Here is a 15,379-nt window from a genome sequence, read left to right as displayed (position 1 = left end):
TGTTAACCCTTTTTTAAATTAAGACAGGCGAAATATTTATATGGTAAAATCGCATTAGATGCTAATAAGGAGATGAAATAATGAAAAATTCTATCATTGATCGCTTTATATCCTATGCTGTCATTGACACACAATCAAACGAGGAAAGCACTTCATGCCCCTCTACACCTGGACAGCTGACACTAGCCAAAAAGCTTGTGAATGAATTACAAGAAATTGGCATGGAAGAAGTGACAATAGACGAAAATGGCTATGTTATGGCAACACTGCCTGCCAATACAGAGAAAAGTGTCCCAACTATCGGCTTTCTGGCCCATTTGGACACAGCAACTGACTTTACTGGGAAAAATGTCCGTCCGCAAATAGTAGAATATTATGACGGCGGGGATATTGTCCTTCATTCTGATTTACATATTGTATTATCTCCAGCTGATTTTCCAGAGCTTGCAAACTACAAAGGTCATACGTTAATTACAACAGATGGAACAACCCTCTTAGGTGCTGACAATAAAGCAGGCATTGCAGAAATCATGACTGCCCTTATTACATTAAAGAACTCTGATATTAGGCACGGGAAAATCAGGGTTGCCTTTACTCCTGACGAGGAGATAGGAAGGGGGCCTCATAAGTTTGATGTCAAAGCATTTGCAGCAGATTTTGCTTATACAGTGGACGGCGGTCCATTAGGCGAGCTGCAATATGAAAGCTTTCATGCAGCTGGGGCAAAAGTCACGGTAAATGGTACAAATGTCCATCCTGGCACAGCAAAAGGAAAAATGGTCAATTCTATGAAAATCGCGATGGAATTACAAAACAGCTTGCCTTCTGAAGAAGCCCCTGAAAAAACATCCGGCTACGAAGGCTTTTACCATCTTCTATCTTTTGAAGGTGATGTGGAACAAACGAAGCTTGCATATATAATCCGTGATTTTGACAAAAAACTGTTTGAAGAGAAAAAGACAAATTTATCTGAGATTGTAGCTCAATTAAATAAGAAGTATGGAGAAAAGACAGTAGTCCTAGACCTAAAGGATCAATATTATAATATGCGCGAAAAAATTGAACCTGTTAAAGAAATCGTGGAAGTTGCACATGAAGCAATGGTAAACCTTGGAATATCACCGATTATTGAACCAATTCGCGGAGGAACAGACGGGTCCCAGCTTTCCTATATGGGGCTGCCGACACCTAATATTTTCACAGGTGGAGAAAACTTTCATGGTAAATATGAGTATATTTCAGTAGATAACATGCAAAAAGCAACTAATACTATTGTTGAGATTGCAAGACTGTTTGAAGAACGAGCTTAAATACTTAAAAGGAGGGCCTCTGCCCTCCTCTTTTTTCGTGAGTATTACTTCGTAACACGAAGGATATTTTGTACTTTTCATAGATTAGTATATAATAGTACAAGTGCAAAAAATTTGTTCGAATAAGATATGCAAATAGATAGAAGCAAAAAAAGGAGTTAAGCAATGAATTCGATTTACAAAACACATGAAGAATTAGCAGAAAACACTGAGCTGCAGCATTATATCCTCCAAACCTTTGGATTGCAGTCCAAAAAGAAACGTGTAAAGAAAAAGCTTTTAAAGCAGCTTGTTTCTCAGGAAAACTTAATTAATCAAGTGGTTCAAGAATTCCATCATGAAGGCCAAGGACAAGCGCCTGCAGCAGAATTAAAAGCATCCACACAAGAAGTTAAAGAAGTTAAGGCACAACCAGCTGAAGCAGCAAACGCGCCTGCCTTTAGTGCTCTACCAGTCACTGCATTATTAAAAATCGGGAAAGCGTTCTTTAAAGAAGAAGAATGTGTACGTTATTACTATAATAAGAACAAGCCTGAACAATACAAAAACAAGGAATTACTTGTACAATGCATATCCGAAGGCTATCAGAACTCTCCAGAGGACGTAAGAACAGCAATCGAACAATCTATGTAATATCCATTCAAAAGACCTAATATCTCTTGCTTTTAAGCTAGGAGGATATTAGGTCTTTTTGCTGTCTTTCTTCCTCAATGGGCTGTGTTTCCGTATACTTCAATTTTCTTGTAGGCTCTGTTATAATTTTCTAAGAAGACATATAAAGCTTTTTTGTCCAAGTCATGGGCGACGTAATGGAAAGCTTGCTGCAAATTATTACATAAGTGGAGGCAATTATTATGGTTAAAATAGCACCATCCATCCTGTCTGCCGATTTTGCAAGACTAGGAGAAGAAATAAAAGATGTGGAGCGCGGCGGAGCAGATTATATCCATGTTGACGTTATGGACGGCCATTTCGTTCCAAATATCACGATCGGCCCTCTAATTGTTAATGCAATCAGACCGGTTACAACACTTCCATTGGATGTCCACCTAATGATTGAAAATCCAGACCAATATATCCCGGCATTTGCTAAAGCTGGTGCAGATATTATCACAGTACATGCAGAAGCATGTCCTCATCTTCATCGCACACTCCAGCTCATTAAAGAGCATGGCGCAAAACCAGGTGTTGTTCTAAATCCAAGCACACCAGTTGAGATGATTAAGCATGTAATTCAAGATGTTGAAATGGTATTGCTCATGACGGTAAACCCGGGCTTTGGCGGACAAGCTTTCATTTCGAGCGTATTGCCAAAAATAACAGAAGTTCGTAAACTTGCTGATCAGTTCAATCCAGGACTTGAAATTGAAGTAGATGGCGGTGTAAATGAACAAACAGCTGTCCTTTGCAAAGAAGCAGGTGCAAATGTTCTTGTTGCCGGTTCCTTTATTTATGACAGTGAAGACAGAGCTGCAGCCATTAAAGCTGTGCGCGGCGAATAATACACACAAAAAAAAGCGAATCATTGATTCGCTTTTTTTGTGTTAAGCATTATCTAGCTTACGCTGTCATTCTCACTTTGGCGGTCAGTTTTGTTAATACTGTTGCAAGAAGCAGTGTCCGCTCAATGAAAGTATCCAACTCCAAATATTCTTCCTCACTGTGGGCATTTCCTCCAACTGGTCCAAGTCCATCTATTGTCGGAATTCCCATCGAGCTTGTAAATGCTCCGTCAGAGCCTCCGCCGGTAAAGGTGTCCTTGACTTCAATTCCAAGTTCCTTGCCAGCTTCTTTAATTATTTTTAATAGTTGAACTGATTGACTGTTTTTCTCCATTGGCGGTCTGCTTATGCTCCCCTTCACCTCAATCTCAGTGCCTTCCACGTCAGAAACAGCACAGATTTCGCGGATTTGCTTATCAATAAGAGGAGCTTGTTCCATATTAACAAGACGAACATCCACTCCAGCTTTCGCAGATGAAGCAACCGTATTGATGGATGTTCCTCCTTCAATCATTCCTACATTAACAGTTATTCCTTCTTGGTATTTAGTCAGTTTTTGAAGCTTAATGGTTTTGTATGCCAGCTCCTCAATTGCACTTCTCCCTTTTTCATGCTCAACACCTGCATGTGCACTGGTTCCCTTGACCATAATCGTATAGCGTCCCCCGCCTTTTCGAGCAGATACAATCGAACCATCCTTTCTGCCTGGCTCCACAATTAGGGCATAATCCTTCCCTCTTGCCGTTTGTTCGATAAGCTTTCTTGAATTAGCTGAACCGATTTCTTCGTCACTATTTAAGACTATTTCCACATTTTTTAGTGCAGAAGAATGAATGCTTCTTAGTGCTTTAACTGCATACAGAACAGATACAAGGCTGCCCTTCATATCAACAACTCCAGGGCCGTATGCTCTGTTTCCTTCTATTCGGAACGGGCGTTTTTTTGCAGTGCCTTCCGGAAAGACAGTATCCATATGGGCAACAATAATAACTTTCGGATCTCTAGCATCCTTATGACGCAAAACAAGATTATTTCCTGTTTTCTTCTCTTTTTTTATGGTTGAAACAAAGCCAGCCTCTGCAAACTTACTCTCTAAGATGTCTGCAATTTGGTCGACTCCTTTTTTTACATAGCTTCCGCTGTCAATATTTACGAGATTCTTGAGCAGCTCAATCATCTCTTTTTCCCTTTCTTTTAAATATTCCTCCATAATAGTGTTCCCCCTGATAATCCATGCTTTTAGCCATTATATTTTCTTTCGATGCTCTTTTAAAACTTACTTCTCTTTATTTGTTAATCTCCCCTTATCTTCGTCACGATAAGTGTGCCGTTTTTAAAGACAAGTATTGTTATAATTTTACGATACCCAGCAATGATAATAAGTCAGCATACTAACCTCTATTGCTGGTAAAATGCTTTTATATAAACTTTGACACTCCCTCTTCATTATTATTATATGCAAGTATCTTCCTGTTTGGGGACTAGGCAAATCTTTTAAATATCTTTTGATTTACGTGTATGGCCCATCAATAATTTACATACTATTCAGAAAAATTAACCGATATACAATAGTATAGGGCCAAAAAATTTATTGTCAATAAGGGTCAAACGTACTTCCCCCCTTTTTCATAATGAAAAAAACCGCTTTATAAGCGGCCTCCTCTTTAAAACGTCAATGCCAGCAGTCTTGCTGAAGCATAATTATATTTTTCTAGAGAAACGTTAAATACAACTCCTGTATTTAAAAAAACGGTATTTTCCACAACTAAGGCAGGGTCTCCTTCTGGCAAACTTAAATGAAGACCATCCTCTTTCGAAAGCTTCTCGCAATAAATGAGTTTATCGGCAAACCCTACCTTTAGTCTTAAGTCTTCTGTTATATATCGATATATAGATGATTCAGCAATTTCTGTATTCAAATATGGTACCAATGTCTTATTGTAGTAAGCTTCTTCTAAAACAAGAGGCTCGCCATTTACGAAGCGAAGTCTTTTAATATAGTACAGAGAATCACCAGGCTTACACTTCATTTTAGCAGCCAGTTTGCTGTCAGCCAGCACGAGTGACAATTCAATGATAGAGCTGTTCATATCAGCCCCGGCCAACTCACTAGTGAGCCCCCGCATTTTTCGAATCGTTATACAGCCAGGCCTGGAAAACTCTCTCAAAAAAAGACCGCTACCTTGCACTTGATAGACATAGCCTTCATCTGCCAATATTTTTAATGCTCTTCGAATGGTATTACGGCTGACTTGAAACCTATGCATCAACTCTTCTTCTGTCGGGAGCTTTTCGTTCGCTTGGAAATTCCCTTTTAGAATATCATTCTCGAGGGCACTGGCAACCATTTGGTATTTGACTGTCATATGCTTTTCTCCTCTCGATAAAAATGGGGCAGACTTCTACCTAGAAGAATACCCCTTTTAAATACTTACAGACTACAATTAAAGCTCTTCTCCTCTTGTTTCAATAATATGCTTGTACCAATGGAAGGAAAGCTTTTTCTTTCTTGCCAGATTGTTTTTATGGTCCACATAGATGAATCCATACTGTTTCTTATAACCGTTCAGCCAGCTTAAAAGATCAATTACAGACCATGCGTAGTATCCTTTTAAATGGATACCTTCTCCAATTGCTGTTTTTACTGCTTTTAAATGCTCTTCAATATATTTAATTCTTGGGACATCGACAATTTCATTCTCAATGACTGGATCTTCGTCACCAAGACCATTCTCCGTAATATACAGTTTTACATCTCCATATCTTTCTTTTAGCATTCGCAAGCCATCAAGAAATCCTTCTGCGGAGATTTCCCAGCCCCATTTTGTATACACTTTGTCCTCCATCATGACCGTTTTGTAGACCCCGTCAAAGGATGGGTTTCCAGGCCTGCCTGTCGCATTGTCTCGGCTGATTTCAACTGCTTCAGCTGACCCTTGAATTTTTTCAACACGTGCCGGTTGATAATAGTTAAGCCCGATAAAATCATTGAAGCCAGCTGTTTCTTTCAAAAGCTGAAGCTCCTCGTTTGTCCAATCTGGCGTCAGTCCTTTTTCCGTTAGTGCATCCAATACATATTGCGGATATTCGCCTTTAAGGATAGGGTCATAGTACCAATATGTTTGGTAGTAATTCGCATGTTTAGCAGCAAACAGATTATCTTCCTTGCTGTCCACGCCGAATGCAGGACTGAATACATGCGTAATACCAATTTCCCCGTATTGCTTTAGTTCTTTATATTTCTTCACTGCCATCGCATGGGCAAGAAACACATTATGTGTCGCCTGGAAATATTCTTTATGCGCATTCACTAATCCTGGCGGATGAGCACCGTTTAAATACCCTAGCGTACAGAAAACAATTGTTTCATTAAATGTAATCCAATGCTTAACCCTGTCTCCAAATGCTTTAAAGCAAACTTCCGCATATTTAGCAAACGCATTTGTTGTGCGTTTATTTGTCCAGCTGCCATCCTCTTCTAATGGAAGTGGGAGATCCCAATGGTAAAGAGTCACAAATGGGACAATTCCGTACTTTAGGCATTCATCTATTAAATTATTATAAAACTCAATTCCTTTTTCATTAATTTCTCCATCACCATCTGGAATAATCCGTGCCCAAGATATGGAGAAGCGATAGGATTCCAATCCCATTTCAGCCATTAATCGTACATCTTCCTTGTAGCGATGATAATGGTCAACTGCAACATCGCCATTCGTTCCTTCGAATGTTTTTCCAGGTATTTTAGAGAAGATATCCCAGTTAGTCACACCTTTACCGTCTTCATTCCACGCACCTTCCACTTGGTAAGAAGCCGATGCTGCACCGAATAAAAAATCTTTAGGGAATTTCATAATATGGAACCTCCATTATCTAATGTTAACCATCTATTTATTAGAACGTCTTATATTTGTTGGTACAATTATATTGTAAATGCTTTCATTATTAATGTAAACGCTTTATTTTGATTTTCTTCTTTTGTTCTTTTATGGTTGATTTTGGTAATTACAAAGCTTATAATATATCCAATCATATAAAATGTAGCGTTGATGAGGGAAAGTACAATAGATTATCTTTTACAGAGAGCTTCCACCCTGCTGCAAGGAAGCATTGATATCTATTAGAAAAATGGCCTCTGAGCTCCGCACTGAACATATTAATTAGTAGGCTGCGGCAAGATTTGACACTTGTTATCCATGTCACAGTATGAAGGCTTTTATTAAGCTGGATGTACTTGCAGAGGCTGACTTGTGTGAGCAAGCAGTGAACAAAGGTGGTAACACGCGGCATAGAGCCCCGTCCTTTTCTTATGGAAAAGGGCGGGGCTTTTTATTTTGCAGCTTTGTTCATTTTTCCAAAACTTTTTAGGAGGAATGCAGGATGACTATTTTTATTGGAGGAGCTTGGCCATATGCAAATGGCTCATTGCATATCGGCCATATCGCAAGTTTATTGCCCGGTGATATTCTGGCAAGATATTACCGGCAAAAAGGAGAAAAAGTACTTTATGTCTCAGGCAGTGACTGCAATGGTACTCCCATTTCAGTTCGGGCAAACCAAGAAGGCGTTGAGCCAAAAACAATCGCAGACAGGTATCATCAGGAATTTGCACATGATTTTGAAGCACTAGGATTTTCCTATGATGTTTATACAAGAACAGATGCAGACCATCATCATAAAACCGTTCAGGAGCTATTTTTAGCTTTACAAAAAAATGGTCATCTATATAAAAAAGAGGTCGAGCAGGCATACTGTATAAATTGTGCTCAATTTCTGCCAGACCGCTTTGTTGAAGGCATCTGCCCAGCCTGCGGTAATAAGGCACGGGGAGACCAATGTGATCATTGCTCTGCCATTTTAGAAGCATTGGAGCTTCATGATAAAAAATGCAAGCTTTGCCAGCATGAACCTACTGTTAGAACAACGGAGCACTTTTACTTCTCCTTAAGCTCCTTTCAGCAGCAGCTTGAGCAACTGCTGAAAAGCTCTTCAAAGAATGAGACATGGAGAAACAATGCCAGATTTTTGACAGAAAGATATTTAACAGAAGGACTGCGCGACAGAGCTGTAACAAGAGACTTGCCTGTTGGTGTGAGTGTTCCAATCGCTAACTATGAAGATAAAAAAATATATGTTTGGGTGGAGGCTGTTGCTGGATATTATTCAGCAAGCAAACACTGGGCTCACAAAACCGGAGGAAAGCATGATGATTACTGGAATGAGAATACTGTGTCTTATTATGTGCATGGGAAAGACAATATTCCCTTTCATACTATTATTTGGCCGGCTCTCCTTCTTGGCTTAAACAGCAAAGCACTGCCGGACTATATTCTTTCCAATGAATATATGACATTGGAGAGAAAGAAAATTTCTACAAGCCAAAACTATGCTGTTTGGATTCCTGACTTAATCAAGAAATATCACCCAGATTCTATTCGTTATTTTCTTACAATCAATGCTCCTGAAAAGCGGGACGCTGATTTCTCTTGGCGCGAATTCATCTACAGCCATAACAGTGAGCTTCTCGGCAGCTTTGGTAATTTTGTGAATCGGACTGTGAGATTCATCAGTAAATACTATTCAAATAATGTGGAAAAACGGGAGACAAGCGAAGAAGTCCGCAAGCAAATTAATACTAGCTACATACTAGTGGCCAAAAAAATAGAAGCAGGAGAAATAAAGCAGGCACTTCAATCATTGTTTGAGCTTATTCGATATTCGAATAAATATTTTGATAATAGGAAACCTTGGATTGATATCAAGGAAGACGAGGAATCATGCCGTCAGACGATTTATGATTGCTGCATCCTGTTAATAAATATCGGGCAGATGCTCCATCCCTTTTTACCATTTAGTTCAAACAAACTTAAATCTCTATTTCAGCTTGAAAAATGGTCTTGGGAATACACGGAAAAGATACCTGCTTTTATAAAGGATATAGAGCCGTTATTTGAACGAATTGATGTTGTTTCTATAGAGGAAGAAACAGACAAAATAAAAAACCAGACAGCAACCAGCTAGAGCTGCTATAAACAAAAAGCAAAATAAACCTGATAGAAGTCTATCAGGTTTATTATTATTCAGCTGCCCTTAACACCATACAAGATAAAGCCAACTCCTGTTAGCACACATAGCATCTTCCCGAACGAAATTTTGTCAGCAATACTGAAAAGGCCGATTGATGTCGTGGCAATCAGGATGAGCGGACCGACAATTGCAAGAGAACTATTGATAATTAAGGCTTTTTCTATTTGATTGGACTTTAGCATCAATACTGCTGCTGTTATTTCAATACATCCTGACAGCAGTCTGAGCAACGCCATTCCTAACACGGCCTTACCGATTAAAGAAAACATAAGCTCCTCCTATTAGCATGCAAACTTACTTTATTTATATGCATTTACTAGACTAATAGGACAGTTTTCTTTACTTAAGTTATATTAGTGTCAGCTTATAGAATGAAACCCTTGCTCTTTTATCTTCTCTAGTACTGTTTCCTTTGTTATTTGGTTTTCATCATAAACAATTTTGACTTCTCCGTCCGAAACATCAACAAGGGCTCTCTCTATCCCTTCTGTCGTAACTAAAGCTGCTTCTAATGAGTTAATTGGCTGTGCTTCTGTTGCTTCCTTTAAGTAAACAGTCATTTCCTTCATAAATTCTTGTACTCCCTTCCACACATTAATTGTCTAATAAGTAGAATACCCGATATTTAGGAAAACATGCTTCCATTTACATACGCTTATTCTCTCTAATGGATTTCATGCAGTTTGGACAAAAGCCTAATTCCTCTGCAAAAGCATACCACTTTTGACAATTTAAACATTTCTTATGTAGTTCTTCATTAATAAGCAGATCATAACCGTAATAAGTGACAACACGTTCAATTTTCAATCTGTTCTCCCTCCTTAAACAGCCCTTGTTAAGTTATGCGTTTCGTTTAAAAAGGTGCTAGTTGGGGGAAAATTAGAATTGGCAGAAAGAAAAAAAGCTGCCCATTTATTAAAACAGGCAGCTTTCACATCAATGCTGTTTGTTAGGAAGGCTGCTTTCTGGATGGCCTTTTCCTTTATGTTTGTTTTTCTCTTGTTTTTTACTGTTTTCCTTTAATGTTTGTACAAACTCACTTGTATCCTTCATGTTTTTTAACCTCCTTAAATTTACAAACATTTGTTAATTTAACCGAATGTACATATTTCCATTCCTTTTCACTACATTTCTAATTATTCCAAATTATACCTAAAAATTATATATAGATATAATAAAATAACAAAATTCTACTTAAAACTACATAAAACTATTTTGATTATAAAAATGGAAATACTTGTTTAATCCTTTACAGAACAATATCGTTCGATATATTAAAATTTTTTTTGACAAAACATCTGTTTTTTCAGTATTATATTAGAATACTAGAGGAGGTTAAAACAATGCTAGACTTAAATAAACAGAAAATTGTGGACAGTGTTCCGCAAAAGGGTTTTTTTGGTCATCCAAAAGGACTTTTCACTCTGTTTTTCACAGAGTTCTGGGAGAGATTCTCTTACTACGGAATGAAAGCTATCCTTGTTTACTACATGTATTATGAAGTTTCAAAAGGCGGACTAGGCATTCCTGAAACTACTGCATTTGCCATTACGTCTATTTACGGTTCACTTGTCTATATGTCAGGAATCATTGGCGGCTGGTTAGCTGACCGAATTTTTGGTACTTCTAAAGCAGTATTTTATGGCGGTATTTTCATCATGCTTGGTCATATTGTTTTAGCAGTACCAGGAAGCATCAGCATGTTCTTCGTATCAATGGTGCTAATCGTTATTGGTACAGGCTTATTGAAACCAAACGTATCAAGTATTGTCGGTGAAATTTATTCACAGGAAGACAATCGCCGCGATGCAGGATTCAGTATCTTCTACATGGGTATCAACCTTGGAGGATTCCTTTCTCCGCTGATCGTCGGTGAAGTCGGCATGAACACAAGCTTCCATTTAGGCTTTGGTCTTGCTGCAATCGGTATGCTTATTGGATTATTAGTATTTATGTTTACAAAAAAGAAAAACCTTGGGTTGGCAGGTACCCTTGTTGCAAATCCTCTTTCAGCTACTGAAAAGAAAAAGGTTTATTCTATTATTGGTATTGGAATCGTTGTTCTTGCTATCATCTTAGCCATTACTATTCCAACAGGCCTTCTTACATTTGACACTTTTGCTATTGTAGTCGGTATCCTTGGATTCTTGATTCCAGCAATCTATATTACGGTAATGTACCGCAGTCCAAAAACAACATCTGACGAACGTTCTCGTTTGATTGCTTATATCCCATTGTTCTTAGCATCTGTAATGTTCTGGGCAATACAGGAGCAAGGTTCTACAATTCTTGCAGGATATGCTGATAAACGTACACAACTTGAATTTGCTGGCTTGCACTTATCGCCAACACTATTCCAATCATTGAACCCGCTGTTTATCATTATCTTTGCACCAATTATAGGATGGCTATGGGTTAAGCTTGGTGACCGCCAGCCTTCTATCCCAAAGAAATTCTCAATAGGATTGCTGTTTGCAGGTCTTTCTTTCCTAGTAATCCTGCTTCCAGCTTATTTTGGCGGAGCGAACTCGCTTGTTAATCCTTTATGGCTTGTGCTTAGCTACTTTATCGTTGTAATTGGAGAGCTTTGCTTATCTCCTGTAGGATTATCAGCAACGACAAAATTAGCGCCGGCTGCATTCTCTGCACAAACGATGAGCCTTTGGTTCTTATCTAATGCTGCAGCACAAGGATTGAATGCACAAATTGTTAAGTTCTATTCAGAAAAAACTGAAATGTTGTACTTCGGCATCATCGGTGGCTGCTCGATTTTACTAGCTCTTGTATTATTCCTTCTATCACCAATGATTCAAGGCAAAATGAAGGGCATTAAATAAATATAAAAAAAGAACTAGATCCATTTAGATCTAGTTCTTTTTTTATTGCTTACTTAACCACTAAAGGAACAACCATCCCTTTATTAACATCAATTAAGCCATGATCTGTAATTTTTAATGCAGGACTTACTGGCAGCGATAAAGTGCTTAACGACATAATCGCATTATAATGTTCATAGCCAAGCGCTTGGAGTGTTGCTGTTAATTGTTCTACCTGCTTAGAAATGATAGATAAAGGCTCTTCTGAAAGAATACCGCCAACAGGCAACGGCACATTTGCAAGAATTTCGCCATTATGAACACAGCAGATTCCTCCTTGCTGCTTTATTACTTCATTCGCTGCTATCACCATATCCTCTTTATTTTGACCTAGGACAAGGAGATTATGGTTATCATGTGAATAAGTTGTGGCAACAGCACCTCTTTTCAGGACATCCCCGCCAATAAGCCCTCTTGCACTATTGCCGTTCTTGCCATAGCGTTCAAATGTAGCAAGAAGTCCGTATTCACTTTCCTCCCACTGCAGCATACCCGCTTCTATATTTAAATCATCATGTTTTTCTTCTGTGAAGGTAGAGCCGTTTTTCACATTCATTATTCGGCATTTTACTTTGCCATCATTTTTCATAAGCTTCACTTGAAAAGCATCTTCACCCAGTTTGTTTAGATTTACACTTTCGTAGAAGCTGCTCGGAAATGCTTGGCTGCTTTCTTCCTGTACGTAAGGAATTGTCTCATCATAGACCTTTGTTCCTTCTTTATATACTTCTTGGATATGAAAGCTTTCTAACTCTGAAATTAGCAGAAAATCTGCGAGCTTGCCTGGTGCAATTACGCCTCTGTCATACATTCGCATGCGGGCAGCTGGTGTATAAGTACAAGCATAAATCGCTTTCTCAGGAGACATGCCCATTGCGATAGCTTTTTTCAGGAGAACATTTAAATGCCCTCTGTTTTGCAGGGAATCTGCCATTACATCATCTGTCACAAAACAGAAATGCTCATCAACATCTTGATCAATTAAATAATCTATAACTTCTTTTGTCATTGATTTTTCTTGAATTTCAAGGAACATCCCTATTGCTATACGCTCCTTCATCCCTGCTACTGTTTGATGGGTATGATCGGATGTAACTCCTGCAAATGCCAGACTCTGTAATTCGAGATCAAGGAGTTTTGGAACATGTCCTTCAATAATAAGCTCAGGATAATTCTCTGACATATATGATAATATCTTGTTTGTTTTTCCGCCTGGTTTGGAAATAACATCATAATAATTCATGATTTCCCCAAGGCATTTTATTCTCTCTGTCTGCAGCAATTCTTCGATATCTTCTATCTCAATTGCTCCGCCAGTAGTTTCCATACTAGTTGCAGGAACCGAGCTTGGAATAGCATAGAACATGTCCAAACGACAGTTCTTGCTTGCCTTGATCATCTCTTTTACACCTGCTATTCCAAACACGTTTGCCATTTCATGAGGCTCAGGTACAATCGTGGTGACCCCATTTTTTAGCAAACCGTATGAAAATGTCGCTGGAGTAACCATCGTGCTTTCAATATGGAGGTGGATATCAATCAATCCTGGAACAAGATACATGCCAGCAGCTTCTATTATTTTCTCTGCCGTAAACGTTTCACTGCCTTTTGCACCTATATAAAAGAACTTGCCATCCTTAACAGCGACATTTGCTTTTGTGAACTGTTTGAAATAGCTGTTAAAAACCATTGCTTCTTTAATAAGCATATCTACTTTCATTGTTTGACCCCTCCTACTCTACAAGCACCATCTGATCCTTTGGAATAATCAGGACTACAACTTGTCCGACATTAAATGGTGCTGTCATCTCTTTATTAACAGTAAATTCACCAATTGGTGTGCTGACAACATATTGATAGCTTCTGCCGAGGAATGTTGTAATCTTTATTTTTCCTGGTATGCCATTAGAAGGAAGGACTTGTGTTTCGTTCCATTCTGCAAGCAGGAAGTCATCTGGCCGGACAGCTCCAACCTTTTTAGCTGGCGTCATATGGGAATGTTTTTCAACAGTAAACATACTGCCATTCTTATACAGCTCCACTATATCCCCTTTATCTTCTCTTCTATCAAACTCAATAAAGTTTTTGAAGCCGATAAAATCAGCGACAAATTTTGTTGCAGGATATTTATAAATGGTTGCAGGATCGCTCAATTGCTCGATGATGCCTTTATTCATGATGGCTACTTGATCAGAAATAGAGAAGCATTCTTCTTGATCGTGAGAAACGTATACCGTTGTTATTCCAAGCTCTTGCTGTATTCTTCTTATTTCAACACGCATATTGACACGCAAATTAGCATCGAGATTGCTTAATGGTTCATCAAAAAGGAGAATATCCGGTTCAATGACAAGTGCTCTTGCGATTGCGACCCGTTGTCTTTGTCCACCTGAGAGCTCTGCAGGGTATCTTTTACCGTATCCTTCTAGATTGACGATTTCCAACATGCGCTCTACTCGCTTCACAGCTTCTGCTTTCGGAACCTTTCGCAAACGAAGACCGAAGGCAATATTATCAGCAACAGTCATATGGGGGAACAAAGCATAGTTTTGAAACACAAACCCAAAGTTTCTTTTGTTAACAGGAACCTTTGTATAATCTTTATCTTTAAACAAGAACTTCCCGTTATTTGATTGCAGGAAACCGGCAATTAGACGAAGCGTTGTTGTCTTGCCGCAGCCGCTTGGTCCAAGCAGGGATACAAGCTGCCCCTTTTCGATTTCAAGATTGAAATCCTTAAGAATTTCTTTTTTGTTATAAGCTACAGATATGTCTTGTAATGTAAACAAAGCCACATTTAACAATCCCTTCTATCTTTTTGTAAAATAGGATAATCCCATTAATCGTTCTACTATAAACATGAACAATGCAGTAATAATCATTAACAGTACAGATATAGCTGCAACAGTAGGGTCAAAGTAGTTCTCTACATACAACAGCATCTGGATTGGGAATGTGCTCACACCTGGTCCTGTCATGTAAACAGAGATATCAACATTATTGAATGACTCTAAGAAGGCAATCATTACAGCTGCAATTATGCCTGATTTTATATTCGGGACAACTATCGAGAAAAAGGTGCCAATTCTGCTTGCTCCTAAACTAAGTGCAGCTTCCTCTATCGAAAAATCAAAGTTTGTTAAGCTTGACGAGATAACACGAATAACAAACGGCAGCATGATGACAGTATGACCGATAAATAGGGAAGTATAGATCGGCAGCTCATATGCAACCACAATATAACGTAAGAAGGAAAAACCTAACACAATTCCCGGAATAAGAATTGGCGAAACAAAAATCCCATTGATAATTCCCTTACCCGCAAAGTCAAATCTGCTTAACGCATATGCAGCTGGCACGCCAAGTAATAATGCTAAAATATTTCCGGCAATGGAAACAAGGATAGATGTCTTGAATGTGCTCAAGAACATTTCTACTTGAAAAATATTTTCATACCATTTAAACGAATACTCTTCAGGAGGGAACTTCAAGATGGTTCCGCCCTCAAATGAAGTAATTGATATAATTAGCAAAGGCCCTAGTAAAAAAACAAAAACGAGGAAGGTAAACAGGGCCAACCCTCTATTCTTTTCCTGCATACACC

Annotated in this window: 15 protein-coding genes; 5 read left to right on the top strand and 10 right to left on the bottom strand. The window is 38.6% G+C overall.

Features of this window, described 5'->3' with window-relative positions; all coding sequences use genetic code 11:
- Positions 1–80 precede the first annotated feature (80 nt).
- From pepT to rpe, 3 genes are all read left to right on the top strand, one after another.
- Positions 81–1,310, top strand: a complete 1,230-nt coding sequence (gene pepT, locus MKX82_RS05080; RefSeq protein WP_341075417.1) for a peptidase T — start codon at positions 81–83, stop codon at positions 1,308–1,310.
- A gap of 165 nt (positions 1,311–1,475) precedes the next feature.
- Positions 1,476–1,943, top strand: a complete 468-nt coding sequence (locus MKX82_RS05075) for a hypothetical protein (protein WP_341075414.1) — start codon at positions 1,476–1,478, stop codon at positions 1,941–1,943.
- A 221-nt stretch (positions 1,944–2,164) separates the two neighbouring features.
- On the top strand, positions 2,165–2,812 hold the full coding sequence (rpe, locus tag MKX82_RS05070; protein ID WP_341075411.1) for a ribulose-phosphate 3-epimerase: 648 nt from the start codon (positions 2,165–2,167) through the stop codon (positions 2,810–2,812).
- Between the two features lie 58 nt (positions 2,813–2,870).
- On the opposite strand, the gene MKX82_RS05065 is transcribed toward rpe, so the two are convergent.
- From MKX82_RS05065 to MKX82_RS05055, 3 genes are all read right to left on the bottom strand, one after another.
- Entirely contained in the window at positions 2,871–4,022 is a 1,152-nt protein-coding gene (locus MKX82_RS05065; protein WP_237941002.1) for a M20 family metallopeptidase, read from the bottom strand.
- Positions 4,023–4,476: 454 nt separating this feature from the next.
- On the bottom strand, positions 4,477–5,178 hold the full coding sequence (locus MKX82_RS05060; protein WP_233316794.1) for a GntR family transcriptional regulator: 702 nt from the start codon (positions 5,176–5,178) through the stop codon (positions 4,477–4,479).
- Between the two features lie 78 nt (positions 5,179–5,256).
- On the bottom strand, positions 5,257–6,666 hold the full coding sequence (locus MKX82_RS05055; protein ID WP_341075405.1) for a glycoside hydrolase family 1 protein: 1,410 nt from the start codon (positions 6,664–6,666) through the stop codon (positions 5,257–5,259).
- 526 nt (positions 6,667–7,192) lie between these two features.
- Between MKX82_RS05055 and metG the strand changes: the two genes are divergently transcribed.
- Positions 7,193–8,833 carry a methionine--tRNA ligase gene (gene metG / locus MKX82_RS05050; protein WP_341075403.1) on the top strand — a complete coding sequence of 547 codons (1,641 nt, stop codon included), beginning with the start codon at positions 7,193–7,195 and terminating at the stop codon, positions 8,831–8,833.
- 59 nt (positions 8,834–8,892) lie between these two features.
- On the opposite strand, the gene MKX82_RS05045 is transcribed toward metG, so the two are convergent.
- The 4 genes from MKX82_RS05045 to MKX82_RS05030 form a co-directional block, all read right to left on the bottom strand.
- Positions 8,893–9,168 (bottom strand): YqhV family protein, encoded by a 276-nt coding sequence (locus MKX82_RS05045; protein ID WP_233316791.1) that lies wholly within the window; start codon positions 9,166–9,168, stop codon positions 8,893–8,895.
- A gap of 90 nt (positions 9,169–9,258) precedes the next feature.
- Entirely contained in the window at positions 9,259–9,468 is a 210-nt protein-coding gene (locus tag MKX82_RS05040; protein WP_233316790.1) for a hypothetical protein, read from the bottom strand.
- A gap of 76 nt (positions 9,469–9,544) precedes the next feature.
- Positions 9,545–9,706 (bottom strand): hypothetical protein, encoded by a 162-nt coding sequence (locus tag MKX82_RS05035; protein ID WP_233316789.1) that lies wholly within the window; start codon positions 9,704–9,706, stop codon positions 9,545–9,547.
- A gap of 129 nt (positions 9,707–9,835) precedes the next feature.
- Positions 9,836–9,952 (bottom strand): DUF4023 family protein, encoded by a 117-nt coding sequence (locus tag MKX82_RS05030; protein ID WP_233316788.1) that lies wholly within the window; start codon positions 9,950–9,952, stop codon positions 9,836–9,838.
- A 290-nt stretch (positions 9,953–10,242) separates the two neighbouring features.
- Here MKX82_RS05030 and MKX82_RS05025 point away from each other — a divergent pair, with 290 nt between their 5' ends.
- Positions 10,243–11,736, top strand: coding sequence for a peptide MFS transporter (locus tag MKX82_RS05025; RefSeq protein WP_341075397.1), 1,494 nt, complete (start codon positions 10,243–10,245; stop codon positions 11,734–11,736).
- 49 nt (positions 11,737–11,785) lie between these two features.
- Here the strand turns inward: MKX82_RS05025 and MKX82_RS05020 are convergent, their stop codons facing one another.
- From MKX82_RS05020 to MKX82_RS05010, 3 genes are read right to left on the bottom strand one after another with little or no spacing between them, the layout of a single operon-like run.
- Complete coding sequence (locus tag MKX82_RS05020; RefSeq protein ID WP_341075396.1) at positions 11,786–13,495, bottom strand: adenine deaminase C-terminal domain-containing protein; 1,710 nt, start codon at positions 13,493–13,495, stop codon at positions 11,786–11,788.
- Between the two features lie 13 nt (positions 13,496–13,508).
- Entirely contained in the window at positions 13,509–14,570 is a 1,062-nt protein-coding gene (locus MKX82_RS05015; protein WP_233316785.1) for an ABC transporter ATP-binding protein, read from the bottom strand.
- Positions 14,571–14,585: 15 nt separating this feature from the next.
- Positions 14,586–15,374 (bottom strand): ABC transporter permease, encoded by a 789-nt coding sequence (locus MKX82_RS05010; protein ID WP_341075393.1) that lies wholly within the window; start codon positions 15,372–15,374, stop codon positions 14,586–14,588.
- Between the last annotated feature and the right edge of the window lie 5 nt (positions 15,375–15,379).

Origin of the sequence: Niallia sp. FSL R7-0271 (assembly GCF_038005785.1) — a bacterium.
In the GTDB taxonomy this organism is placed as follows: Bacteria; Bacillota; Bacilli; order Bacillales; family Cytobacillaceae; genus Niallia.
The sequence above is the reverse complement of the archived record's forward strand: the minus strand, read 5'-3'. Positions and strand labels throughout refer to the sequence as shown.